The organism is Bifidobacterium eulemuris, assembly GCF_014898155.1.
Classification (GTDB): Bacteria; Actinomycetota; Actinomycetes; order Actinomycetales; family Bifidobacteriaceae; genus Bifidobacterium; species Bifidobacterium eulemuris.
Map to the genome: position 1 here is coordinate 1,967,997 of NZ_CP062938.1, position 25,728 is coordinate 1,993,724.

Sequence of the window (25,728 nt, forward strand, 5' to 3'; positions counted from 1 at the left end):
AGTCAAGCGCCTGTCGCTACCGCATATTCTTGATTTTGCGATCGTAGACGTATTTCTCCGCCAAACGCAGTTTTTGCGTCACGGCACATTGAATGCGCTGCGGCACAGTGAGTTTTGCAAGCAGATCGGAAAGCTCTTTTTTATCCTGTTCGTGCAGATCACGATTCTCTTGGAGCGAGCAATCAGAGGCGGTGGTCTGTTCGTTCACAGAACCGACCACAGTGTAATAGCTGCGGCCGGGACGCACGCCTTTTTCGAGGCAGAGGCGGAAGTTCGTGGCACCGGCGGTGAAATTGTCGTGATAGAAACCGGTGCTGCGCTGTTTATGCGTCACCGATTCCGCAGACTGCAGCCAGTAGTACAGCACCACGTCGATATCCGCAACCTTGTCCATGCGACTGTACAGCTCTCCAGCCACCATCACGTCCTGCGCGTACATGCCTTCCGGGAACCGCAGCCCCTCCCACAGTTCGCGGCGGTATAGACGGCACCAGTTCGCCTCGTTGAAATAACGTGCCTCCGTGTTGCGGCCAAGCTTGTCGCCGAGCAGACGCAGGGATTTGCAGAACACCGTTTGGTAGGCGGTGAGAGGATGCGCGAACACGGTGACTTTTGAAGGTTCGTCCGCACCCCAAGCCGCTTCTTGCGCGACATCCGCGATCTGGCTGACACCGAACTGGCGCCAGCGGGCTTTGCTCATATCGGCGCCGGTTGTTTCGAGTGCGTGCAACAGGTATTCCAGATTGTGCCGGTCGAGAATGTCGTCATTGTCCGCGAAGGCGATGTAATCGCCGGACGCCGCGTCAAGCCCGGTGTTTTGGGCTTTGGCGATGCCGCCGTTGTCCTGATGGATCACCGTCACGCGCGGATCCCGCGCCGCGTATTCGTCGCAGATCTGCGGGCTGTCGTCCGTCGCGCCGTCGTCCACAAGAATAAGTTCCAGATTCGTGTGGCTTTGCGCGAGAATCGAATCCACACAGTGACGCAGATACTTCTCCGCGTTGTACACCGGCACGATAACCGAAATCAAAGGCGCAGAAGACACAGCAACCCTTTCGACGCAAACGTATAACCCACCCAGTATGACACAATCTCTCGCACAGATTTCAGGTCTGCGTTCGATGAGGATTGGCGTTGCCTCGCTATGATTCTGTCGTTTCTGTCAATCGGCGACGATATCTGTGGCGGAAATTCTGACGGGAAGCCATCGCGACATATCCTTACCTAAAAGATTCACTTGGGTTAGGACCGCCCAGCGGATAACAGGCCACAATTCGGCTACGAGCTCGTATGCGTTCGCTTCAGCGGTGGTTGCCTCAACAAAAAACACTGATTCCGCATCAATCGCGGAATCAGACTGTTTGTCTAGTTCATCCACAGAGGAATACCTGATGAATGCAACGGTTGTTTTGAGCAATAATGTATGCGATGACTTTGTGTTCGTTGGAGAAGTGGCGAAATTCACGCGCATGGCGTATCGTACATCGTCATCATCCGCTCCCAGCCATTTTACCGAAGCGCTTGATTCCGTTTGGCGAAATTGCGAGACCAAATTCCGTTCAGTCATTTTGCACCAAGTTCCCTAGAGGATTGAACTGTGAAACAAGTGGGTCAATCGATGAAACCGCAATATCGGCGGCATGCTCATTGTCGTTGAACAATATAGGTTCGGCATTGCCGAATTCATGAGCGTCGGGGCGAATCCGCACTCCCAGAGCCATGGCGTATTCATTCAGCTGCGATTGTGTAGGGTCGTAATCGTACTGTTCGAAATCAAGGACCTCTTGTACCGTAATGCCGAGAAAAGCGGCCAAATGCGCTGGATCGGTGATCTGTTTTCTGCGCTGTACTAGATCATGTTTAAGCTTCAACCAGTCCGACTCCAGAGTCGCGGCCAATCGCACGTATTGCTCAGGAGTGTGCAGATCTTCAAGATTTAGGGAGGCCATCGTTCATCCTTCCTCCTAGACAAGGTCACTTATCGAATCGCCGAAGCAATATTCGCATCTTCTGTTGTTGGTGTCGTGTCCCCATTGAAAATGTTCGGCATAGCGATATCTGTCTTGCGCTTCGGCGGCATCTTGGTTTTGCCGTAACCGTACTTCCTCAGGTGTACCGTCAATCTGTTTGCGTACGAAACTCAAACCTACAAAATCAGGTCTCTTGGATAAATCTTCGGAATAGTACAGGCGGTATGGATTCCCGCGTATCCTCCAACGCAATTCCCATATGTCCGGCTGGGATACAATTTTATGGACTGGATCGCTGATTTGCCCCTGTATGGGATTCGTCGCATCTAGATCGCCTCTTTCTGCGTGCCGAATCAAGCCGAGAACGGTGCCTAACATGTAGTACTTTGCTCCTGCCGCAGGAAAATCCGCAGCGGCCACGCGCTTCAGATCATCTTTCACGTAGCAATTCGGGTGCGCGGACGCGGCGGCGCTGGTGCAGCAGTGGAATAAGCGCGGGCGCTCTGCCAACTGAAAGCATACTGATTGTTCAGCCATCGTCCACCCCCTCTATTCCTCTGTGAATTCTAATCCCCCATGATAGGGCATCTGTTGAGAGACTGCGCATTCGTGTGTTCTCCCGCCGAGCGGGAACAGCCATGAGTTATGCGTTACGGTAGGGGTGTTTTTATTGCTTCGACCTTGGAAGTTGACAAGTCGGATGAGTGTGCGTTATAGTACTAGAGAAACGTTTCGACAAAACGTTTCGACAACGAAGTAATGCAGCGCCGATGCAAGGAAGGAGAGGTGATGGCTGGAATCAAAGATGTGGCTCGCGCCGCCGGTGTGTCCGTCAGCACCGTCTCCTATGTGCTGTCCAATAAGCGTTCCATTTCCGCCGAAACCACGCGTAGGGTGATGGACGCCATTCGGGAGCTCGACTACACTCCCGACGCCAGCGCGCAGAAGATGCGTGGGGTACGCAACTCCATCATCGCGTTGAGCATGCCCATTCGCGGCGACATCAATCTCGCCAAGTACAACGCCTACTTCCTGCGCACGGCATGGGAGGCGAAGAACGCCGGCTACGATGTGCTCCTGCTCACCGGAGAGGACGTGGTTGGCGATATCCAGCGGGCGACGCGCAGCAACCTCGTCGATGGCGTGGTGCTTATGGATATCGAAGAAAGCGACGAGCGCGCCGCCAAGGCCTCGACCTACGCCAAGCCCACCGTGGCGGTCGGCTACCCCCTGTCTCATGACGGTTGCGCCTGCGTCGATGTTGATTTCGTGCAGGTGGGGCGTCAGGCGGCCGATTACCTCTACGACCGCGGGCATCGCAGCGTGATTCTGCTGCGCGACAATGAGCATGAGTACGAGCGCCGCTCGGGGTATGTGGTGCTGTTCCGCGAAAGCGTGATGGATCGCGCGGAGGAGCTCGGCATGTCCGTGCTGGAGTTCTCGAAAACGGACCTCGCTCACTTCGACGCGGTGGAGTTCGTGCATGAGATGTTCTCCGATGGGGGCATGGCGACGGCGATCATCAGCCAGGCGCCGGCAAGCGTGCTGGACCATGTGCTCAAGGAGCTGCAGGTTCGCGGTATCCGCGTTCCGGAGGATGTTTCGGTGCTGTCGTGCGGCACCTTCCTTGAAGGGGAGTTCATGACTCGCCCGGTCACCGAGATCCCGGTCATGCCGGAGCTGCTGGCTCATAAGGCCGTGAGCCTGCTGGTGGACTCCATCGAAGGTGACAGAGGCATCGCCGGAGTGGTCGATCTGGTCTCTCCCGTGATTCAGGAGCGGGGATCCGTGCTGGATCTTGCCGCCGCCGGGAGTGGAGGGAGAGTGGCGATGACATAGCGGTGAGATGCGCATTCGCGTCCGATCCAATGCAGTCGAAACGATTCGACTATACGGGCGACGACGAATATGGCGATTGCGGTTGGCTTATAACTGAACATCACACAGCGGTGGTGGTTCATCCAGGCTGGATTCGGCATGATGCCGGAAAACTGCCTGCAAAAAACTGCCTGCACGGTGCATCGAAGCCTTCAATGGCATTCGAAACGATTCGACAAAGAAGTTGAAAGCCTTGTTCCCAAGGCAAAACGAAAGGAAAAACACATGAACATTCGACGTGGAATCGCCGCTCTCGCGGTGACGACCTTGGCTCTGGGCTCGCTCGCCGCATGCGGCAGCGACACCGCGCAGGATGAGGAAACCCCGGAAAGCCTCTCCTTCTGGTACTACGAAGAGGACGACTCCGGCCAGACCCAGGCTTGGAAGAAAGCCGCCGAACTCTTCGAGGAGGAGACCGGCGTCTCCATCAACTTCGAGCGCAAATCGAGCACCCAGATGATGCAGAACAGCAGCCAGTACCTGAACTCCGACGACGCTCCGGACATCGCGGAATCCAACCGTGGCAACGGATCCGCCGGTGTGCTCTCGACCATGGGTCTGCTCACCGATCTGGGCGAATACGTCGAACAGTACGGTTGGGACGAAAAGGTCACCGGCGCGGACGCCACCGTGGCCAAGTACGACGAAAACGGCATCATGGGCGGCGACACCTGGTACGGCATGACCAGCTATGCGGAATTCCAGCGCGTCTACTACAACGAGGACATGTTCGCCGAGTACGGCATCGAGATTCCGACCACATTCGACGAGTTCGAGGAGGCCTGCCAGAAGTTCGTCGATGCGGGTGTGACGCCCATCGCGGCCGATGCCCAGGAGTACGGCGTGCTGTGGCTGTGGTGGCAGCTTGTCTCCCAGAAGGCCGACGACGCCTTCATGGAGGACTGGCATATGTACAAGGGCGATGTGGACTGGGATTCCGGTGCGCTGACCTACGCCACCGACACGATCGCCGACTGGGTTGAGAAGGGCTTCATCTCCACCAACGCCACGGGCATGAAGGCGGAGGACACCACACAGGCCTTCATCAAGGGCGAATATCCGATCTATCAGACGGGCACCTGGAACCAGGGCCGTTTCGTGAAGCAGATCACCGACTTCGAATGGACGGCCGCGGTGCTTCCGGAATCCGTGTTCGCGGAAGGCTGCGCCGGCAACCTGCTGGTGATCCCCGAACGCTCCAAGCACCATGACCTCGCCGCCAAGTTCATCGACTACGTGCTCTCCGAAGAGGTGCAGAACTATCTCGGCAATGCCGGCGGCATCCCCGTGGCGGCCAACCTTGACGAGATCACCGACGAGAAGAGCAAAGCCATGATCGAGGAGTACAGCTCGTTCGCCAATAACGACAAGCTGAGCTACTACCCGGATTACGCCGCCTCCAGCCTCACCGACGCCATCCCGGCCTCCCTGCAGGAGCTGGTCAACGGCACCATGAGCGCCGACGAGACCCTGCAGTCCATTCACGAAAAGTACGACTCCGGCGTCGAAGAGATGGGCTTCGCGGACTGACGCCCATCGCCCGTGAAGAGGATGCGGCCGGCTCCGCCCCGCGGCAACCCGGCCGAGCCGGCCGCACCCCACCAACATCCACCACATCAAGGAAGCTGCAATGGCACAGAAAAACAAAGCCCGGAAGTCATCGCTGTCAAGGCTGCCCGGCAACAAGTCCTACAAATTCATCCCCTACCTGCTTCCGGGCATCATCGGCCTGGCCATCATCGTCATCATTCCGTTCGTTTGGAACATCTACCTGAGCTTCACCCGCTGGCGCGGCGTGGGCCCGACGAAATTCATCGGCCTGTCGAACTGGAAGAAACTGTTCTCCGACGCCACCTTCTGGCAGTCCTTCCTCAACTCGTTCTGGATCATCGTGGCCATTGTGGTTATCCCGACGATTCTTGGCCTGTTCATCTCCTCGCTGCTCACCGATGTGATCCAGAAGAAATTCGGCGGCAAGGTCTCATCCCTTCTGCGCGCGCTGTTCTACCTGCCCCAGCTGCTGCCCGTGGCCGTCGCGGCCATCATCATGGGATGGATCTTCCGCCCGGAGGACGGCGCGGTGAACGCGCTGCTGGAAAAGATCGGACTCGGTTCGCTGCAGCACAATTGGCTGGGCAGCCCCGATAGCGCGCTTCCCATCCTCATGCTGATTCTTGTGTGGATTCAGCTCGGCTATCCGATTGTGATCTTCATGTCCGGACTGCAGCGCGTGGATCCCGAACTGTACGAGGCGGCAAGTCTTGACGGCGCGAATTGGTGGCAGAAGTTCCGTGTGGTCACATTGCCGTCCATCATCCCCGAACTGCTGGTGGTGATTCTCACCGCCACCATCGGCGCGCTGAAAACCTTCGCTCCGGTCTACCTGCTTACCAAGGGCGGGCCCGGCACCAGCACCACCGTGCCGTCGTACTACTCATACAACCAGTTCTTCCAGGTGCAGCAGGTCGGCTATGGCGCCACCATTTCCACCGCGCTCACCGTGGTCATTATCGTGTTCGCCGTGGTGTTCACTATCGTGCAGCGTCGCGTCGAGAAAAATATGGTCTGAAAGATAGGGGACGATCACCATGTCTCAATCCTCACGCGGCGTTTCCGCGAAGCACACGCAATCCATTCGTTCCGGCGGCGACTGGGTGTCGCTGATCCTCCTGATCGTCGCCGCGCTGGTGATGCTCTTTCCTCTGCTGATCCTGACTATCAACGCGTTCAAAACCGCGGCGGACTACAATGCGACGGGCCCGTTGTCGTTGCCGGCGCACTTCACGTTGGACGGCATCATCTCGTTCTGGACCACCGTTGATTTTCCGGTGAAGTTCCTCAACAGTTTCGTCATCTCCCTGGTGGTATCGCTGGCCGCGGTGACCCTTTCGGTGCTCAACTCCTTCGCGCTGGGCATCGGGCGGGTGAAGGGCAACACGTGGATCATCCTCGCCATCATGCTGGCGAATATGATGCCGCAGGAAGCGTTGCTGTACCCGCTGTACACCATGTTCAAGGAAGTGGGCCTCTACAACTCCCAGATGTCGATCATCGTCATCTTCACCATCATCCAAAGCGCCTACGGCACCTACCTGCTGTCGTCGGTGTACGGCACCTTCCCGCAGGCCATTCTGGAGGCGGCCGCCATCGATGGCGCGTCCCGCTGGCAGATCCTGCGCAAGGTGGTGCTGCCCATCTCCTGGCCGACCATCAGCGTGCTGTTCGTGTTCTTCTTTGTGTGGACGTGGAACGAATACATGATTCCCATGGCGTTCCTGATGAGCGATGACGTGCAGACCATCCCGCTCGCCCTGGCCACCTTGCAGGGACAGCACACCATGGACGCGACCACATTGGCGTCCGCGTCGCTGCTCAGCATCGTGCCGACGATCATCTTCTTCATCATCTTCCAGCGCAAACTGTCCCAGGGCATTACCGCCGGAGCGGTGAAGTAGACGCCTTTGGCGTGTTAGCTCATCCTCTCTCTACCATTAAAGGTGGCGGAAAAAGACAACGTCGTTCCGCCACCGCTACTCAACCACAAGGAATACAGATGACCAATACCGTGTGTGAAACGCCGTTCCAAGGGTTTGGGCATGGCGCTCTCGATTCGCTTTCCCTCGCATCCGCCGGGCGCAGCCGCTGCGTCAACGCCGAGAACCCGACCGGAGGCAAAGGCACCGCCGCGACCGCCGCCAGCGCGCTGGGACCGTCGCGTAAGGGCAGTCCGTGCATCCAAACCGTTCGGGCGGGCGAATCGGTGACGCTGATGGATGTTTCCGGACCCGGCGTGATCCGCCATATTTGGATGACCGTTACGGACAAGACCTCGCCGCGCGGGCCCAACGTGCTGCGCAATCTGATTCTCGAGTTCTACTGGGACGGCGAAAGCCAGCCGTCGGTGCAGTGCCCGATCGGCGATTTCTTCTGCTGCGGTCACGCCCAGTCCTGCCGCGTCAACTCCATTCCGGTTATGGTGAATCCCAACCGCGGATTCAACTGCTTCTGGAGCATGCCCTTCGAGCACGCGCGCATCGTGCTGCGCAACGACCACAACGAAGACGTTCCCGCGTTCTTCTACCAGATCGACTACACCGAATACGACGCGCTGCCGGCGGACGCCATGCGCTTCCACGCGCAGTGGCGTCGTGAACGCGTGACCGAACTGGCCCGCGACTACACGGTGCTCGACAACGTCAACGGCCGCGGCGCGTATGTGGGCACGTATCTCGCGCTGACCGCGCTGGAAAGCCGCTGGTGGGGCGAGGGCGAATTCAAAATGTACATCGACGACGATGACCAGTACCCCACCTGGTGCAGCACCGGCGCCGAGGATTACTTCGGTGGCGCGTGGAGCTTCGCGCAGTTCGATGATCAGGGGCGCATGCATGAGCAGACCTTCACCGGCCCGTACATCGGCTTCCCGTTCTACTCGCAGACGCTGAGCCGCCGCGAAAGCGATTATTGGGATATCGCGACTCCGGTGACCCGAGGCCTGTACCGCTGGCATATTCCCGATCCGATCTATTTTGAGAAGAACCTGCGGGTCGAATGGCAGCAGATCGGCACCGAGGAGAACGGCAACTTCGAACGTCAGGATGACGTCGCCACGGTTGCGTACTGGTACCAGAGCGAACCCCACACGCCGTTCGAGCCGATCGGGGACCGTCACTTCCGCCAGCCGAGGTAACGCTCCGCTCCGAGCAGCTTCCGAATGGTCTGCGAATAACCTCCGCCATATGACGCCTGTCCGCTTATCGCCGACTGTCTGTCACCATGGCGGAGGTTTTCATATATGCAGGAGGATTCGCCGTGGCTATTCGCCGGGGGTATTCGCCCGTTGTGAGCTCCGACTAAGGCGAGACATCTGCTGGTGATGGGCTGTTTGGATGGCGACACGCCCGGGTGAGCATGATATTCGAAGGATTTTAGGGCTTGTTGATGGCTTCTGGCGATGTTTCGCGCCGGGAAAGCGTCCGTTTTCGCTGTTTTCGACACGCCGAGGGAGGCCAGTGTTTTCAGTGGGTTTGATGGTATTTTTTGAGGGTCGATTTGCGCGGTGGCGTGGGTTCGTGTAAGTTATCTCTTCGCTGCCTCACAGCGGCGCGGTTCCCTCCTGGGGAGTGGTTGCCGGGGTGTGTGTGGTGGTGGTTTGAGAACTCAAGAGCGTGTTTGTACTACTTCTTTATAGTCAATGATTGCCAGTTCATTGCCCGCCCGTTTTTCGGGTCCGCGGGAGCGGTTAATGGGTGGTGAGGTTTTTGTGAGAGTAATCCTTCCTTATAGGATTTTCTCGTCATTTTCTTTTTTCGGAAAATAGTTTTGAGAGTCATCTTTCGATGTCTTTCCATGAAGTTTTTTGTGGAGGGTTCGATTCTGGCTCAGGATGAACGCTGGCGGCGTGCTTAACACATGCAAGTCGAACGGGATCCCTGGCAGCTTGCTGCCGGGGTGAGAGTGGCGAACGGGTGAGTAATGCGTGACCGACCTGCCCCATGCACCGGAATAGCTCCTGGAAACGGGTGGTAATGCCGGATGTTCCACATGATCGCATGTGATTGTGGGAAAGCTTTCGCGGCATGGGATGGGGTCGCGTCCTATCAGCTTGATGGCGGGGTAACGGCCCACCATGGCTTCGACGGGTAGCCGGCCTGAGAGGGCGACCGGCCACATTGGGACTGAGATACGGCCCAGACTCCTACGGGAGGCAGCAGTGGGGAATATTGCACAATGGGCGCAAGCCTGATGCAGCGACGCCGCGTGCGGGATGGAGGCCTTCGGGTTGTAAACCGCTTTTGTTGGGGAGCAAGCGCAAGTGAGTGTACCTTTCGAATAAGCACCGGCTAACTACGTGCCAGCAGCCGCGGTAATACGTAGGGTGCAAGCGTTATCCGGAATTATTGGGCGTAAAGAGCTCGTAGGCGGTTTGTCGCGTCCGGTGTGAAAGTCCATCGCTTAACGGTGGATCTGCGCCGGGTACGGGCAGGCTGGAGTGCGGTAGGGGAGACTGGAATTCCCGGTGTAACGGTGGAATGTGTAGATATCGGGAAGAACACCAATGGCGAAGGCAGGTCTCTGGGCCGTTACTGACGCTGAGGAGCGAAAGCGTGGGGAGCGAACAGGATTAGATACCCTGGTAGTCCACGCCGTAAACGGTGGATGCTGGATGTGGGGCCCGTTCCACGGGTTCCGTGTCGGAGCTAACGCGTTAAGCATCCCGCCTGGGGAGTACGGCCGCAAGGCTAAAACTCAAAGAAATTGACGGGGGCCCGCACAAGCGGCGGAGCATGCGGATTAATTCGATGCAACGCGAAGAACCTTACCTGGGCTTGACATGTTCCCGACCGCCCCAGAGATGGGGTTTCCCTTCGGGGCGGGTTCACAGGTGGTGCATGGTCGTCGTCAGCTCGTGTCGTGAGATGTTGGGTTAAGTCCCGCAACGAGCGCAACCCTCGCCTGATGTTGCCAGCGGGTCGTGCCGGGAACTCATCAGGGACCGCCGGGGTTAACTCGGAGGAAGGTGGGGATGACGTCAGATCATCATGCCCCTTACGTCCAGGGCTTCACGCATGCTACAATGGCCGGCACAACGGGATGCGACATGGCGACATGGAGCGGATCCCTGAAAACCGGTCTCAGTTCGGATCGCAGTCTGCAACTCGACTGCGTGAAGGCGGAGTCGCTAGTAATCGCGAATCAGCAACGTCGCGGTGAATGCGTTCCCGGGCCTTGTACACACCGCCCGTCAAGTCATGAAAGTGGGTAGCACCCGAAGCCGGTGGCCCAACCCTTTTTGGGAGGGAGCCGTCTAAGGTGAGACTCGTGATTGGGACTAAGTCGTAACAAGGTAGCCGTACCGGAAGGTGCGGCTGGATCACCTCCTTTCTACGGAGAATTCAGGCCAGTGTCTGCTGGCCGGTGTGAACGCCTCCATTCTTTCCGGCGCGTGTGGCGTCGGGTGGGGGCTTGCTGGTGTGGAAACGATTGTTGGCTTCCATGTCCTTTCGGGGGCGTGGGGTTGTGGTGCGGGCATGCTTTTGGGCTCCCGGACCGCCACCCGCGACGAAATGTCGTGGGCGTGGGTCCGCGCCCGTCGGGTCCGTCCCGTCCCCAAAGGGGGATCGTGTGATGGTCTGGCGTGTGCGTCGGTGGTTTGAGAACTGGATAGTGGACGCGAGCGAGTATGGGACACGTTGTGTTCCGTCTCGCTGTTGATTTCGATCGAACTCCTCAATTTTTGTTTGAGGGTGTTCGTTTGATCGTTTTGTTGATCGTTTAGTGTGATGATTTGTTGTCTAGGAGTTTGCTGGTGTTCTTGCGGCACGCCTAACAGTCCTGTTGGGTGTTGGGTGTTGCTTGCAAGGGCGTATGGTGGATGCCTTGGCAGACAGGACCGATGAAGGACGTCAGGGGCCGCGATAGGCCTCGGGGAGCCGCCGACTGGGCTTTGATCCGAGGATCTCCGAATGGGGAAACCCGCCAGCCGTCATGGGCTGGCACCGCTTTCAAGCGGGGGGTACGCAGGGAAGTGAAACATCTCAGTACCTGCAGGAAAGGATATTCCGTGAGTAGTGGCGAGCGAAAGCGGATCAGGCTAAACCGTCCGCGCGTGATACCCGTCGGGGGTTGCGCGGGCGGTGTCGCGGGAACGCGCCTCCGGGCTCCGACGGGCCCGGCGGGAGTGATAAAACCATGTGTCAGGGGAACCGGGTTGAATACCGGGCCGCAGAGGGTGATGGCCCCGTACCTGAACGCGCATGGTCTCCCGGCCGCGTCTCCCAAGTAGCACGGGCCTCGTGGAATCCCGTGTGAATCTGCCCGGACCGTCGGGTAAGCCTAAATATTCCTGTCTGACCGATAGCGAACGAGTACCGTGAGGGAAAGGTGAAAAGTACCCCGGGAGGGGAGTGAAACAGTCTCTGAAACCATGCGCCTACAATCCGTCGGAGCCTTTCGGGGTGACGGCGTGCCTATCGAAAAATGAGTCTGCGAGTCAGTGGTACGTGGCGAGGTTAACCCGTCGTGGGGGATCCGTAGCGAAAGCGAGTCTGAATAAGGCGTCTGTTAGTCGCGTGCCCTGGACCCGAAGCGGGATGATCTAGCCCTGAGCAGGTTGAGGCGCGGGTAAGACCGCGTGGAGGACCGAACCCACTTAGGTTGAAAACTGAGGGGATGACTTGGGGTTAGGGGTGAAAGGCCAATCAAATTCCGTGATAGCTGGTTCTCTCCGAAATGCATTTAGGTGCAGCGTCGGTTGATTACATCCGGGGGGTAGAGCTACTGGATGCTTGCGGGCCCATATCGGGTACCAATAGCAACCAAACTCCGAATACCCGTGATGCGTATTCCGGCAGTGAGTCGGCGGGGGATAAGCTCCGTCGTCGAAAGGGAAACAGCCCAGATCGTCGTCTAAGGTCCCTAAGCGTGTGCTAAGTGGGAAAGGATGTGGAGTCGCATAGACAGCCAGGAGGTTGGCTTAGAAGCAGCCATCCTTAAAAGAGTTCGTAACAGATCACTGGTCTAGTGGTTCCGCGCCGACAATGTAGCGGGGCTCAAGCACACCACCGAAGACGCGGCAGTGGATTATTCCACTGGGTAGGAGAGCGTCCCCTGCGGGGCGAAGCGGCCGTGCAAACGCGCCGTGGACTGCAGGGGAGTGAGAATGCAGACATGAGTAGCGAAAGCGGGGTGAAGATCCCCGCCGCTGGATGACTAAGGGTTCCGGGGCCACGTTCATCGTCCCCGGGTTAGTCGGGTCCTAAGGCGAGGCCGACAGGCGTAGTCGAATGGAAGAACGGGTCGATATTCCCGTACCGGCTTTCAGCCGCCCAAACCGAGGCTTGGAGTACTAACCTTGCGTCTCGGGCTTACTTCCCCTTCGGGGGTGGGATGCCCGTTTCGTCTGGGACCGATCCTTGTAGTAGGTCAGCGCAGGAGTGACGCAGAGAGGTAGCCGGCCGCGGAGGTGGTTTTCCGTGGTCAAGCGTGCAGCCCGTCCCCCAGGCAAATCCGGGGGGCATGAGGGCGAGGCGCGATGATGGGGCCCGTAAGGGGCCGAATCCGGTGATCCTGGCTGCCGAGAAAAGCTTCGGCGTTAGGCTGTTGGCCGCCCGTACCCCAAACCGACACTGGTGGTCAGGTAGAGAATACCAAAGCGATCGAGCGAATCCTGGTCAAGGAACTCGGCAAATTGCTCCCGTGCCTTCGGTATAAGGGAGACCCCCTCGCGTGAAGCGGCTTGCCCGTGGAGCGTTGGGGGGTGGCACAGACCAGGGGGTAGCGACTGTTTACCAAAAACACAGGTGCATGCGAAGACGTAAGTCGCTGTATATGCACTGACGCCTGCCCGGTGCCGGAAGGTTAAGAGGATCCGTCAGCTTTTTGCGAAGCGGTGAATTCAAGCCCCGGTAAACGGCGGTGGTAACTATAACCATCCTAAGGTAGCGAAATTCCTTGTCGGGTAAGTTCCGACCTGCACGAATGGCGTAACGACTTCCCCACTGTCTCGACCAGGAGCTCGGCGAAATTGCAGTACGAGTAAAGATGCTCGTTAAGCGCAGAAGGACGAAAAGACCCCGGGACCTTTACTATACCTTGGTATTGGCATTCGGTGCGGATTGTGTAGCATAGGCGGGAGGCTACGAGACCACGGCGCCAGCCGTGGTGGAGCCGTCGTTGAAATACCGCTCTGTTCGCATTGGATGTCTAACCTCGACCAGTCATCCTGGTCAGGGACAGTGCCTGGCGGGTAGTTTAACTGGGGCGGTTGCCTCCCAAAGAGTAACGGAGGCGCTCAAAGGTTCCCTCAGCCCGGTTGGCAATCGGGTGGCGAGTGTAAGTGCACAAGGGAGCTTGACTGCGAGACTGACGGGTCGAGCAGGGACGAAAGTCGGAACTAGTGATCCGGTGCCGGCGCACGGACGCGGCATCGCTCAACGGATAAAAGGTACCCCGGGGATAACAGGCTGATCATTCCCAAGAGTCCATATCGACGGGATGGTTTGGCACCTCGATGTCGGCTCGTCGCATCCTGGGGCTGGAGCAGGTCCCAAGGGTTCGGCTGTTCGCCGATTAAAGCGGCACGCGAGCTGGGTTCAGAACGTCGTGAGACAGTTTGGTCTCTATCCTCTGCGCTCGTTGGAATCTTGAGGAGGCCTGCCCATAGTACGAGAGGACCTGGGTGGACGAACCTCTGGTATGCCGGTTGTCGCGCCAGCGGCACGGCCGGTTGGCTACGTTCGGAAGGGATAACCGCTGAAAGCATCTAAGCGGGAAGCCTGCTCCAAGATTAGGATTCCATGCGGCCTTCGAGCCGCTGTAGCCCCCATGCAGAACACGTGGTCGATAGGCCGGATGTGGAAGCCCCGCGAGGGGTGGAGCTGACCGGTACTAACGGGCGAAAGGCAACATCACATCCCTCCCCTTGGGAGGGAGCCGTGAGAACGATCCGGCAGACCGCCGGACGACAAGGAGCATTATTCCGGTCCGACACTGCGATCAAACACGAAACAACGCGTCCGCTAGCCGGTTCCCAAACAACCGACGGAAACCTCCCCCGCGAGGGTATAAGAGAAGATTTGCGGCGGCCATGGCCTGGGTGAGACGCCCGGTCCCATTCCGAACCCGGAAGCTAAGGCCCAGCACGGCGATGGTACTGCACCCGACAGGGTGTGGGAGAGTAGCACGCCGCCGCACCACACGAGAAGAAGACCTCCGAGTCGAGCACCGCTCCCCGGAGGTCTTCCCATAACCAAAGCCAACCAATACCATTCCTATCGATTACGATAGGTAATCGTTATGCATTACTTCACACCCAAACGTTGCCCCGAAACCAACAAGATCATGTACCACGACAAGGCGCAGGCCTTGCGAGCAGCCGATCAGAGCTTCGTCGAGCGTGGCGCGGAACTGTGGGTGTATCGGTGCGAATACTGCGGAACCTGGCATCTGACGCATCGCGATCCCCGCGCGTCATACGCTCATGTGCCGCTTAACCAACAGATCAAACCGCATAGCCGTAAGAAAGGGTACAAACCCAGGCGGCGATAAGCCTTGCCATATCGGCAGCGCATAAAACACGGCATAAAGACACGAAAAGCCCTCCGCGAGAGGAACCCCCTGTTGATCAGGGGATTCCTCGCACGGAGGGCTTTTCGTATTCCAGTTAGACCAGCGATTCCAGTTGGACTAGCGCGACGATGGGGTGTGCTTGCGAATCACCAGAATCACAATGCCCGCGGCCACCAGCAGCACGGCCACAATCACCACTGCTCCAACCGCGGCACCCGTGACCGACAGCGGCTTGGATTGGCTGCCGTCAGCCGTTGGAGATTGGCTACCGTCAGGCCCGCTCGGACTGGGATCGGAATCGGGATTTGGTGTCGGCTCGGGGTCGGGTGTCGGCTCGGGATCGGGATCCGCGGCGGTGACGGTATGGATATCGAGGATTGGCTCGTCCTCCATACTGGTCGGAATCACACCGTTCGTGTGCAGAATCAGCAGCTTGGCATTGTCTGACGCCTCATCGCTTTGAGCCGAAGCATCGGAGCTATCAGTAGCGAAATGCACCGGCACCTGCGTGCCTTCGGCGTCGGCCCATTGCCACATGCCGCCACCGGTCTGTCCGTCGTCTCCGAACCATACGCCGGTGTCGAACGCGTCAAATTGCACGTCATCAACCATATCGATGTAGCGAACAGTGAATGCTTCTCCTTCGATTGTTTCGGTACGCAAAGCTTGGTCCGAAAACGTTCCCAGAGACATGACCATCGTCGCGTCTTCGCTCTCGGAAGTGTAGCCCAAATCGCTCAGACTGATGGGAATGGCCATGGTATTGGAATCAAGCGCCATGTTGTCCGGCAAAGGCTGGACATCCACGATTTCAGCACCGGCATCGGTATAGCGAGACAGCGTGACCATGGAGCATGTCGAATATTCGAACATGTCATCCACGGACTGGCCATAAGTGACGGTAACGGAATAATCCACCTCGCCGTCGCTGTTCAAATCCAAGTAAATGATTGGATATATCGTCGGACCGAGCCGGCTCCAGGCCCGATCCGTCACCACACCCACAATCAGATATCCCTGTGAGGGGTCCTCCAATTGGGCGGCGGTGGACACGACACCCACTGCGCGAATGTCACCGGACGCAAGCGTCTGTGCGGAAATATCATTTGTGTAATGGTCTCCTTGAGGATCCTCAGCCACCAGCTGCATGGGGATGATCTGCGAAATGTAGGCTTCGTTGCCTTCACCTTGGTTGAGACCACGTCCGGTGACGGACAGTGTGCCTGCGGTCGCGGAATCCACCGTGATGCTCGTGTTGGTTTCGGACACCGGACGCGGCGCGGCCACCACAGCCACACGAAGCGGGAAGAACACGTCATCGCCTGACGAATCGGCGGTCGACTGCGGGACCAGACGGACGATGCCGCTGGCGTCGGTGACATAGTTGCTGGCGAATCCGGTGAGCGAATCGACCGGGTCCTGCGTCGGATCGATGGTGTGGCGCATCGCGGAGCGCACGGCGGTGAGCGTGACGTCGAATGTGGCGGTGCCGTTCGCAGGGACCGTGACGCTGTTTGCACTGAGCCTGTAACTCACGCCGGGCGTCTCCACTCGCGGCAGATACTCCATATCGTAGGTGACTGAGGTGTCCGCGGTGTTCGAGACGGTGAACCGCATGGTTCGCTGATCGCCGTCCTGCAAGACCTGCACGACACCGAATCCTCCCGCCACCGCCGCCTCGTCGGCCGAAGCGAACACCGTCGCCTCGCTCGCCACCGCGCGCAGCGCATCGATACGGCCGGTGCCCACACGAAGCGGCCCGTACACGGTGGAACGGTCCTCCGTGGTGACGTCATGATCCGCGGTGTTCATAATCGTGGCCTTCACCCGCTGAGGCGTCCAACCTTCCTCGCCTTCGTGCGCTTGGATGACCAATGCCGCGACACCGGAGACCAGCGGAGTGGCCATGGACGTGCCGCTCTTCACCGTGGCCTCGCTGCCTGTCGCGGAGGAGGCGGAGATGATGCCCACGCCGGGCGCGGCGACATCGGGCTTGACGATGCCATCCACGGAACCATGGAAGCCGCGGCTGGTGAAACTGGCGATGATGTCGGAGAGCGAATCGGAATAATCCGCCAGAACGCTCATTTTCAAATCCGACGACAACGTCACTTCAAGCGTGCTCTCATCCAGCGCGGACTGGATCATCTCATGGCTGGTGGCGTTCACTTCGAACATGGGGATGCTGTCGTTGCCGCCGATGCCGACGGTTGGAAGATCTTCGCGTGACGAGACCATCACGGCTATGGCACCGGCCTCGGCCGCGTTGTTGGCGACGGTCGCCGTGGGGCACGGTATGCTGGCATCATCCCAACTCGTCCAGGCGATTTTGCCTGCCACGGCCAGTCTGTCCTCTTCGGAATAGGCGGAACAACCTCCGACATTGTCTTGCGAAATCGCGACGACTTCGCCGGTGACGTCGAAGTCCTGTTCCAGATTCAACGAATATGCCCCAGCGAGGAGCTCTCCGTCGAGGTCATCCGGAGCGTGTACGAGAGCACCGTCCATCAGCGCGCCTCCTGATTGGCTCGCCGCCACGGTGAGCGCGCTGTTGGCCCCGGATGGATCGCCGGTTATGTCGACGATGTCGCCGTCGTTGCCGGCTGCGATCACCGACAGCACGCCGTGCTCGGTGAGTGTATCCACCGCCTTGATATCAGCGGTATCCGGAGGGGTGGCCGACTCGCCGAGCGACATGGACACGATATCGATGCGTTTGCCGTTGGCGATCTGCTCTCCCACCCAGTCCAATGCGGGGGCGACGAGTTGGGTGCCCTCTGCGGTGTCTCCGAAAACCTTCAGCGCGTAGATGCCCGCCTCCGGTGCGGAGCCAGGCGCAATGCGCATAGCGCGCACATCGTCCTCACTGAGCGTCTCATAGTCGCCACGGTAGGTCTCTCCATCGGCGGTGACGCCATAGCCTGCGGCGGTGCCGGCCACATGGGTGCCGTGGCCCGCGCTTGCCCCTTCGATAGGGTTCGCGTCGGGAGTGGGGAGATCCGTGCCATCACCCACATAGTCTGTTCCGGCGAAGTCGTAGCCGCCCAGATACTTGGTATCATCCAGCATGGCGTGCAGGATCTCGTTCTCCAGCGGATCGTCGGTGCGGGCCAAAGCGGTCTGGTAGTCGTCGATATCGCCGCTGCCGCCGAAGTCGGCATGCGTGTAATCGAAACCGGTGTCGATTATGGCGATGTTCACCCCCTCGCCGGTGTTATGGGTCTGCGTCCATGTGTCGATCGCTCCGATAAGGGCGTCGCTGTTGACGTTGGCGGGCGTGGCGTTGCCCTCCATGGAGGTGACGGTGTCGGTATCCGTGGTCAACGGCACGTACGTGGCCACGGGCGCGACGGAAACGATCTGATCGTTTTCCTCGGCGAGCTCGGCCAAAGCTTGGGCGTCGGCGTGGACGGCGAAGCCCGAAAGCGTGTAGCTGGCGGTGTAGATCACCTGTGCGTCGGGGTCGAGTTCCTTAAGACGGTCGAGCACCGTGTCGGAGAGCTGCTCGGATTGTTCGGCGGTCTCATTGGCGGCCGCCGTTGCGGCCTCTTGGGATCGGCCTCGTGCCTGCATACGGTCGTATTGCTCGAGTCCGGTGGGCGCGTCGGTTTCGATGAACGCTGTGGTGGTGCCTTCGGTTTCGAGATACGGGGAGATTGGATCGTCGCTGTTCCCGTCTGTGGGATTGGCCAAAGCCATCGGCGTCAGTGATCCGGTCAACGCGATGCAGGCGATCAACGCGCCCAAACGTCTTCCAATGTGATGGTTGTTCACCAGTGCGTCCCTTCTTCTCAGCATGAGTGTGGTGTTCGGTGAGGGATAGCCTTTATGCGTCATTGCAGATTCGGCATCGGGGGAGGGGGTACCCGTCACGCGACCTCCTTAAGTGTATGCCCAAAACTTGTCATATGCGACGATATCGTCGAATCGAGGTGAGCGATGTAGTCATGGCGTATAAAAGCGGTGGATAACACGCCGGCTGGTGGATAACCGCAAGGCTGGAACCACAGGAGCCGGTTCAGGTTGCCTGCGCACGGTCGCGTACGGTTCAATCAGGCCATGAACACACAACCTTGCATTCCATCGGCCCGACAGCGCTATTACACGCCACCGCGCCAACTTGCCTTATGCGAACGGCAGCCCGCGCGAGGTGCCGAACGCGCAATCGGGCCGCCGAAATCCTCCTACGGCGGGGTCGCGCTGGACGGTGATTCGGGAATACTGGTTCCCGTGGCCGACACCGTGACCGCCTTGGACAATGTGGTCACACTGTCGGCCGCGCATGCCGGCATCGGATTGAGCACGATGGCGGCCATGCTCGCCTGGACCTTGCAGGAACGCGATCTCGACTGCGCGCTGGTCGACGCCGACCTCGCCGTGGGAGGCCTTGACGTGCTGCTCGGCATCGAAGGCGAACCGGGCACACGCTTCAACCAGATCGACGCGCCGTTGGGGCGGTTGGAATCCGACGCGTTGAACCATGAACTTCCCCGATGGGAAGGCGTGCGCGTTCTCGCCTGCAATCCTTGGGAGGCCAAGCAGCCTGACTGGTGGGAGGCGCAGGCGGCCATACGGGCGCTCGCCGACGTGAACCATCTCGTCATCGTAGATGTGGGGCGGGGAGATCTGCTCGCCAGCGTGCCGGAGCTTGCCATGGCGGCGCAGGTGATGGCGGTGGAATTATCCGTGCTGGGACTGGCTCGGGCGAAGGTCCATCTTGCGCGGTTGGCGGCGCAGGAGAGTCCGCGGCCCGAACTGGTCGGCATCACACCGCGCGGATTGCCGAAATCAGGCAAAGCCGTGGGCCTGGACGAGGCGGAGGATTATCTGTCGCGTCCGTTCGTCGGCGGCATCACCCATACGCCCAAACTCTGCGGCGAGATGCTTGACGGCCTGGGCATCCGCAGGATTCCGCGAAACGCGCGCGGCACCTTGAATCGGCTGGCCGATCGGATCGAGGATCTGCTGGCCTTTGGACAAGACATCGGACAAAACATCGGACAAGACACGGGAGGAACCGCCCTCCAGAGAAGGAACTCGTTCAGGAGCGATGCGGACGATTATGGCGCACGCCGGCGGAACATGCGCGAACAGCGTCCCGTAAGAATGACGAACGGCGGAAATGAGGTGATGGCGCGATGAGTCTGCTGGATTTCGGCCCGCTGCGGGACCTGGCCGACGATCCGCGAGTCACCGACGCGGCGGTCACCTGCGACGGCCGCGTATGGGTGGACACCGGTGAGGGCATGCGTGAATACCTGCCGCGCGTACCGTTCCGATCACCTCCCGTGGTGCGCGAATACGCTGTGCGATTATGCGCTCAGCTGGGAAGGCGGTTGGACGACGCCTGCCCCATCGCGGACGCCTCCAGCGTGGAAGGCGTTCGCGTGCATGCGGTGATCGCGCCGCTGGTGCCGCAGGGAGCGGCCGTCACCATACGATTTCCACGACAAGGGAGCCCGAGCTTGGAGCGGTTGGAGCGAGACGCGTTGTTTCCTCATGCATGGTCGCCGGTATTGACTGGTTTGGTGCGCAAGCGGGCCACCGTGATGATCACCGGTGGCACCGGCGTGGGCAAAACCACGTTGCTGAAAGCGCTGCTGGCGCGATGCGGGGACTGCGAGCGCATCGTCACTGTGGAGGAAGTACGGGAATTGGGCGCGTTGGGGCACGGTGACCATGTCTCATTGGTGAGCCGTGAGGCCAATGTGGAGGGTGCCGGCGCCATCGGACTGTCGGAATTGGTGAAAGCGACATTGCGTATGCGTCCCGACCGGGTGGTGTTGGGTGAGGCGCGTGGCGAGGAGATCGTGGATCTTTTGCGTGCGTTCAACTCCGGGCATCGCGGCGGCATGACCACATTGCATGCCGATTCGGTGGGGCGGGTCCCGTCGCGGCTGATCACGCTCGGGCTGTTGGCCGGTGTGGAGCCGCGCGCGATGGCGATGCTGGCCGGGGACGCGTTCGATGCGGTGTTGCATTTGGAACGTGCGGGCGGCCGGCGGCATATCGCGCAGATCGGTGTGCTGCGCATCACGGAGGGATTGGGATTGGTCGGTGTGCCGCTGGTTGGTTGGAGTGGAGTCGGCGATCCGGTGGAGGGGCCCGGCTGGCAAAGATTTTGCGAGATGTGGACATGATGGTGGTCGCCGTGCTGGCTGCGATGGCGGCGGTGCTGCTCTGGCCCGTACGAGCGGAGCTGGTGGGGGAACGCTTGGAGGCGATGCGGCGTCATGGGACGCTGGACGTTCCCGGACATGCCGGGGACGATGGAAGCGACGGGGATTGCGGAGGCGGGGAACGTTTATGGCTTGATGGAAAGTCTGCGCGAGACGGTATGCGGCGCATCCGGAGCGGTGGAAGTCGGGCGGATGCGCGGTCGCCGGAGTGGACGAGACCGCGTTTGGGTTCGCAAGGATTGTCGGGGATGATCGCGGCGGCGATCGCCCACGTGCGTTCCGGCGGCACGGTGGCGCAGGCGTTCGGGCTGGGCGGCATGCGTGTGACGGTCGCTCGCTTGTCGCCGATCGTGGAGGCGTGGCGCTCGCCGGAGGAGAGCGGGGAGACGGCGAGATACGTCGCCATAGGCATCGTCGCGGCATGCCGGCTCAGCGAGGAGCTTGGCTGTGCGGCGGCCCGATGTCTGCAGACGGTTGCGGCGGCCTATCGGCGTGTGCGTTTGGCCGAGACCCGCAGACGGCAGGCTTTCGCCGTTCCTCAAGCCACCTCCGTTCTGTTGAGCGTTCTGCCGGTGGGAACGGTGGCGCTTGGGGAATTGATGGGATTGCGCCCGTTGTCGTTCCTGCTGGGAACGGATCGCGGGCTTGGTTGCCTGGCGTTGGGTGGATGCTGCTATGCCATCGGATTGTTGTGGAATCGGGCGCTGCTGCGCGGCATGATGGCGAATATCGGGATGCTCAACCGCGATGTGGGCGGGATATCCGCCGACGGCGGTGTGGTGCCGTGGCTGACGTTGATCATCGCGATGCTGGATGTGGCGTTGAGGCAGGGCTCTTCGATCCCTCGCGCGCTCGCCGTGGTGGGACGGATATGCGGTGGCGGGATCGGCTTGGGGATGGTTCGGGCCGGCGAGGCGTTATTGCGCGGCGCCTCATGGCATGACGCCTGGGTGGTGCAGCGCGCGGACCGATCGGCCGGTGAGGCGTTCGATCTGATCTGCACGGCTTTGGAACCGTCATGGACGCGTGGCGATATGTCTTCGGCGCGTTTGGAGGCCGTCGTCGACCGTTTGGATGCCGAGGAGCGTGCGGCCATCGAACAGGCCGCCTCGCGGTTGTCGGTGCGGTTGCTGATGCCTTCGGGACTGTGTTTTCTGCCGGCGTTCGTGTTCGTGGGCATCGTGCCGTCCATCATCTCCTTCGCCGTATGACGCCTTTCACGACGTCGTTGTAGTCAGGTGCCGTAAAAGCGGTGGATAACACGCCGACCTGTGGATAACAACGAGGCTGGAACCACATACCCCTGCACGAGATGCGCGGGCGGGGTCCGGTATCGCATAGTGGGCATACCGCTCCCTACCAGGTGCGGCGCAATATTGGAGACGGCCGGCGCTCGCGTCGGTCGCTGCGGAGAAAGGAACATCATGAACACGATCGTCCCCATCAACGTCGATGGGCATGCGGGTTTCTATATACGGGCCAAGGAGCGGATGCTCGCATTGAACGCGCAGGCTCGCGAACGGCTCTGTCTGATGGATGCGCGTCTGCGGACGTTGACCGCCGAACCGGAGGAGGGCGCGGCCACAGCCGAATACGCCGTGGTGTTGGTCGCCGCCACGGGATTCGCGGCATTGCTGGTCACCATCCTCAAATCCGATGCGATCAAGACGCTGCTTACCGGCATCGTCAAAAAAGCGTTGAATGTCGGGTGATGGCGATGCGTGCGACATCAAGCCGACCGGTCGGCAAGGCGCGGCTGCCGCCCGCCTTCCGCCCGTACCGTGCCATGCGATGGCGGATGTGGTCGTCGTCATACGATCGCGGAGCGGCCACGGCCGAATTCGCGGTGGTGTTGCCGTGCGTGGTGGTGGTCGCGGCGTTGCTGCTCTCGTTGACCCAGGCGGTCGTCGTTTCGATGGATTGCCGGGATGCCGCCGCCGCGGCCGCTCGAGAACTGGTGGTCGGCGGGACCGAATCGCAGGCGAAGCGGATCGCCGGCCGGATGGCGCGATCCGATGTCACGGTCGATATCGTCTATCGCGAGCGATACGTGGATGTGACCGTCACATGCCCGGTATTGCCCGGACCGATGAATCTGCTGCCCGCGCGCGTCACCGGAGCGGCAACGGGAATCGTGCCATGAACGCGGCGAAGCCGATGCGGCGTTTTCTGACACGATGTTTCCCGACGCGATGTTTCCCAACACGGCGTTCCGCGTCCGTGAAACAGGTCTCCTCTCCGAACGGATCCATACTCGCCGCCGACGAGGGGTCCGGCACCATGGCGGGCGTCATGCTCATCATGGTGGCCGGACTGATGTTGGCGGTTGCGGCGGCGGCCGGCAATCTGCTGGTCTGCCAGACCCAAGCGCGTGCCATAGCGGATTTGGCCGCCATCCAGGCGGCGGTCGCATGGCGTCAGGGGCGGACGGACGATCCGTGCGCGCTCGCGGCCGATGTGGCCGCAGTCAACGACGGCGACATCGGCCGGTGTGTTGTGGATGGCGACGATGTGGAACTCAGCGTCGTCGTTGCCACAATGGTGCCGGTGGCGCCCCAAGTGGAACGGGCGTCGCGTGCGGGACCGGTGGAATGTCGGGAATTGTGAACACGAGCATCTCGCCTCTGGCGCAACGTGCCCGGTATTGGTTATCGTTGCGGTATGAGCGAAGTACAGAATCGAAGTCATGTCGTCGGTTTGGTGGGCAATCCCACCTCCGACAAAGGGCGCGGCGCGCAGGCGGCCGAGCGGGTGTTTGAGCTGCTGACCCAGGCCGGAACCGAACATGGCTTCACCTGCATCGAACTGACGGGCGATAGTTTCGACGATTCCTTGGCGAACGCGCGCGGGCGCGCCGACGAATACGATTCGCTGGTGGTGGTCGGAGGCGATGGCATGATCGCCTTGGGCGCCAATGCGGTCGGCAACAGCGGCAAGCCGTTGGGCATCGTGGCCATGGGGTCGGGCAACGACTTCGCAAGAGGCCTCAAGCTGCCTGTCAACCGCATCGAAACCGCCGTCGAGGGCATCGTCGGCGCGATCGTACGCGGCTGTACCATCGACGTGGATATGGGGCATGTGTCCGGCCTGGCGGATGAGTCCGTCGACCGCTTCTACGCGGGCATGCTGTCGTGCGGACTGGATGCGAGCATCAACGATCGTGCGAACCATTCGCGTCTGCCCAACGGCTCGGTGCGGTATTTCGTCGCGGTATTGGTGGAGCTCACACGCATGAAGCGGTACGGATACCACATCAAGGCCACGCTGGCCGATGGGTCGGTGGACGAGCGGGACATCGTCACGCCCCTGCTGACGGTCGCCAACTCGCGGCATATCGGCGGCGGCATCGAGGTCTCGCCGTATTCCCGATTCTCGGACGGCATGTTCGACCTGGTGTGGATGGACCACGTCCCCAATCTCAAGGAGTGCGCGGTCGCCATCTCCAACGCCTACAACGGGCGTCTGCTGTCGTCGAGGGTATTCGGCTGGGAGCGGGTGCGCGATGTGGAGATCACACGTGCTGACGAAGGCGACGAACCGCCGGTGCTGATGGCCGACGGCGAGTACGTCGGCCGCCTGCCCGTCAGGGTCACGGTGCGGGATCGCGCGCTGCGCGTGCTGGTGCCGCCCGCCGTGAAGGCCAACGAGGAGTCGCAGACCAACGCCGATGTGCTGGACATGATCCTGCGCGATGGGCGCGATCCGATGAGCGGTCGTTTCGCCTGACGGCGTGCCGATGCGACGGCATACCAGATTGCGGCATACCGGGTTGTGATACGTCGGAGTTGCGGTACGTCGGAGTGATGATGCGCAGGCCGGTCGACGACGTGGCTCGGCGCGTTACCTGATGTACGTTTCGATGTGCAGGGTCTGTGCGATCACGGTTCGCAGCGTATCGTCGCCGATGTCGGGATGCGAACGGATCAGCGAGATCAGGCCGACGATCAGCGTGAAGAACGTCTCGTGCACATGGTTGATCGGCAGGCCGTGCTTGGCTTCGAAATCACGTACGGTGGTGTCTCCGATGTAATACGCGATGCGGTCCGCCGAACGGTCGATGAATTTGATGTACAGCTCGGCGTTGCCATCCGCCACCATGCGGCGGGAGAACGGGCTTTCGTCGGCGATCAGCGCACGGAGCAGACGGATCATATCATCGAGGGCCTTGCTCACATTGCCGGGCTCGCGGTTGTGGTTCCACTGGTCGAGGCGTTCCAGAATCTCGTCGATCACATCGTCGAGCACCGCGTCGGCCACGGCGTCCTTGTCTTCGAAGTAGTGGTAGAAAAGCGAACGGGTCATGCCCACGCGGCCGGCGATGTCGGAGACGGTGACTTTGGAGAAGCCCTTCTCCAGGCAGATGCCGCGCGCGGCGCTGATGATGGCCTGCCGCTTGCTGTCGCCGCGTGGGGAACGACGCTCCTCGGTGCTCGCTGCCATGACGGTCTCCCTTGGCTCGGACGGTTGGAAATATTCTGAAGTATGTTGACAGTATGGTAACGGGTGTCACCAACATGACGCCGCCACGCCAAGCGTCCTGCCCACGTGCATTGACGTCTCGTCAATCATATGGCATGCGCCCTATGCCGGCATGTCGCGCGCGGTCTTATGGCACGGGCCCGAAATACGTG

General features: G+C 60.2%; 19 protein-coding genes and 3 rRNA genes. 16 read left to right on the forward strand and 6 right to left on the reverse strand.

The features are described from left to right. Nucleotides 1–16: 16 nt before the first annotated feature. From BE0216_RS08330 to BE0216_RS08345, 4 genes are all read right to left on the reverse strand, one after another. A complete protein-coding gene (locus BE0216_RS08330; protein ID WP_094637683.1) occupies nt 17–1,045 on the reverse strand; it encodes a glycosyltransferase in 1,029 nt (342 codons plus the stop codon). Nucleotides 1,046–1,162: 117 nt separating this feature from the next. Continuing rightward, a complete protein-coding gene (locus tag BE0216_RS08335; protein ID WP_143249339.1) occupies nt 1,163–1,567 on the reverse strand; it encodes a hypothetical protein in 405 nt (134 codons plus the stop codon). Then, nucleotides 1,560–1,949: a helix-turn-helix domain-containing protein gene (locus tag BE0216_RS08340; protein ID WP_094637681.1), complete on the reverse strand. Its 390-nt coding sequence runs from the start codon at nt 1,947–1,949 to the stop codon at nt 1,560–1,562. The genes BE0216_RS08335 and BE0216_RS08340 overlap by 8 nt, the downstream gene beginning before the upstream one ends. 15 nt (nt 1,950–1,964) lie before the next feature. Continuing rightward, nucleotides 1,965–2,507: a hypothetical protein gene (locus BE0216_RS08345; RefSeq protein WP_143249338.1), complete on the reverse strand. Its 543-nt coding sequence runs from the start codon at nt 2,505–2,507 to the stop codon at nt 1,965–1,967. Between the two features lie 252 nt (nt 2,508–2,759). Here BE0216_RS08345 and BE0216_RS08350 point away from each other — a divergent pair, with 252 nt between their 5' ends. The 9 genes from BE0216_RS08350 to BE0216_RS08390 all read left to right on the forward strand — a co-directional run bounded on the left by BE0216_RS08350 (nt 2,760) and on the right by BE0216_RS08390 (nt 14,897). Beyond that, the gene (locus BE0216_RS08350; RefSeq protein ID WP_094637680.1) at nt 2,760–3,809 is read left to right on the forward strand and encodes a LacI family DNA-binding transcriptional regulator; all 1,050 of its coding nucleotides are present in this window, start codon (nt 2,760–2,762) and stop codon (nt 3,807–3,809) included. A 264-nt stretch (nt 3,810–4,073) separates the two neighbouring features. After that, nucleotides 4,074–5,378, forward strand: a complete 1,305-nt coding sequence (locus BE0216_RS08355) for an ABC transporter substrate-binding protein (RefSeq protein ID WP_094637679.1) — start codon at nt 4,074–4,076, stop codon at nt 5,376–5,378. A 100-nt stretch (nt 5,379–5,478) separates the two neighbouring features. Further along, nucleotides 5,479–6,417 (forward strand): carbohydrate ABC transporter permease, encoded by a 939-nt coding sequence (locus BE0216_RS08360; RefSeq protein ID WP_094637678.1) that lies wholly within the window; start codon nt 5,479–5,481, stop codon nt 6,415–6,417. Nucleotides 6,418–6,436: 19 nt separating this feature from the next. Then, on the forward strand, nt 6,437–7,303 hold the full coding sequence (locus BE0216_RS08365; protein WP_094637677.1) for a carbohydrate ABC transporter permease: 867 nt from the start codon (nt 6,437–6,439) through the stop codon (nt 7,301–7,303). Between the two features lie 98 nt (nt 7,304–7,401). Beyond that, on the forward strand, nt 7,402–8,538 hold the full coding sequence (locus BE0216_RS08370) for a glycoside hydrolase family 172 protein (protein WP_094637676.1): 1,137 nt from the start codon (nt 7,402–7,404) through the stop codon (nt 8,536–8,538). A gap of 668 nt (nt 8,539–9,206) precedes the next feature. After that, nucleotides 9,207–10,733: ribosomal RNA gene (locus tag BE0216_RS08375) — 16S ribosomal RNA — on the forward strand. A gap of 463 nt (nt 10,734–11,196) precedes the next feature. Beyond that, a 23S ribosomal RNA gene (locus tag BE0216_RS08380) occupies nt 11,197–14,261 on the forward strand. Between the two features lie 165 nt (nt 14,262–14,426). Beyond that, nucleotides 14,427–14,543, forward strand: a 5S ribosomal RNA gene (rrf, locus tag BE0216_RS08385). The 16S, 23S and 5S rRNA genes sit together here, the layout of an rRNA operon. A 102-nt stretch (nt 14,544–14,645) precedes the next feature. Beyond that, a complete protein-coding gene (locus BE0216_RS08390; protein ID WP_094637570.1) occupies nt 14,646–14,897 on the forward strand; it encodes a hypothetical protein in 252 nt (83 codons plus the stop codon). A gap of 138 nt (nt 14,898–15,035) precedes the next feature. Here the strand turns inward: BE0216_RS08390 and BE0216_RS08395 are convergent, their stop codons facing one another. Next, nucleotides 15,036–18,791, reverse strand: coding sequence for a S8 family peptidase (locus BE0216_RS08395; RefSeq protein ID WP_143249334.1), 3,756 nt, complete (start codon nt 18,789–18,791; stop codon nt 15,036–15,038). A 186-nt stretch (nt 18,792–18,977) separates the two neighbouring features. Here BE0216_RS08395 and BE0216_RS12000 point away from each other — a divergent pair, with 186 nt between their 5' ends. The 7 genes from BE0216_RS12000 (at nt 18,978) to BE0216_RS08430 (ending at nt 24,823) form a co-directional block, all read left to right on the forward strand. Then, nucleotides 18,978–20,060 carry a cobyric acid synthase gene (locus BE0216_RS12000; RefSeq protein WP_226805750.1) on the forward strand — a complete coding sequence of 361 codons (1,083 nt, stop codon included), beginning with the start codon at nt 18,978–18,980 and terminating at the stop codon, nt 20,058–20,060. Beyond that, nucleotides 20,057–21,058 carry a CpaF family protein gene (locus BE0216_RS08405; RefSeq protein ID WP_094637572.1) on the forward strand — a complete coding sequence of 334 codons (1,002 nt, stop codon included), beginning with the start codon at nt 20,057–20,059 and terminating at the stop codon, nt 21,056–21,058. The genes BE0216_RS12000 and BE0216_RS08405 overlap by 4 nt, the downstream gene beginning before the upstream one ends. A gap of 287 nt (nt 21,059–21,345) precedes the next feature. Beyond that, nucleotides 21,346–22,308 carry a hypothetical protein gene (locus BE0216_RS12005; RefSeq protein ID WP_226805751.1) on the forward strand — a complete coding sequence of 321 codons (963 nt, stop codon included), beginning with the start codon at nt 21,346–21,348 and terminating at the stop codon, nt 22,306–22,308. 213 nt (nt 22,309–22,521) lie between these two features. Then, entirely contained in the window at nt 22,522–22,809 is a 288-nt protein-coding gene (locus BE0216_RS08415) for a DUF4244 domain-containing protein (protein WP_094637573.1), read from the forward strand. A gap of 74 nt (nt 22,810–22,883) precedes the next feature. Then, nucleotides 22,884–23,240: a TadE family type IV pilus minor pilin gene (locus BE0216_RS08420; protein ID WP_094637648.1), complete on the forward strand. Its 357-nt coding sequence runs from the start codon at nt 22,884–22,886 to the stop codon at nt 23,238–23,240. A gap of 77 nt (nt 23,241–23,317) precedes the next feature. Further along, nucleotides 23,318–23,704 (forward strand): Rv3654c family TadE-like protein, encoded by a 387-nt coding sequence (locus BE0216_RS08425; RefSeq protein ID WP_226805752.1) that lies wholly within the window; start codon nt 23,318–23,320, stop codon nt 23,702–23,704. A gap of 54 nt (nt 23,705–23,758) precedes the next feature. Beyond that, nucleotides 23,759–24,823: a diacylglycerol/lipid kinase family protein gene (locus BE0216_RS08430; protein ID WP_094637574.1), complete on the forward strand. Its 1,065-nt coding sequence runs from the start codon at nt 23,759–23,761 to the stop codon at nt 24,821–24,823. A 114-nt stretch (nt 24,824–24,937) separates the two neighbouring features. Here the strand turns inward: BE0216_RS08430 and BE0216_RS08435 are convergent, their stop codons facing one another. Beyond that, nucleotides 24,938–25,537 carry a TetR/AcrR family transcriptional regulator gene (locus tag BE0216_RS08435; RefSeq protein WP_094637575.1) on the reverse strand — a complete coding sequence of 200 codons (600 nt, stop codon included), beginning with the start codon at nt 25,535–25,537 and terminating at the stop codon, nt 24,938–24,940. Between the last annotated feature and the right edge of the window lie 191 nt (nt 25,538–25,728).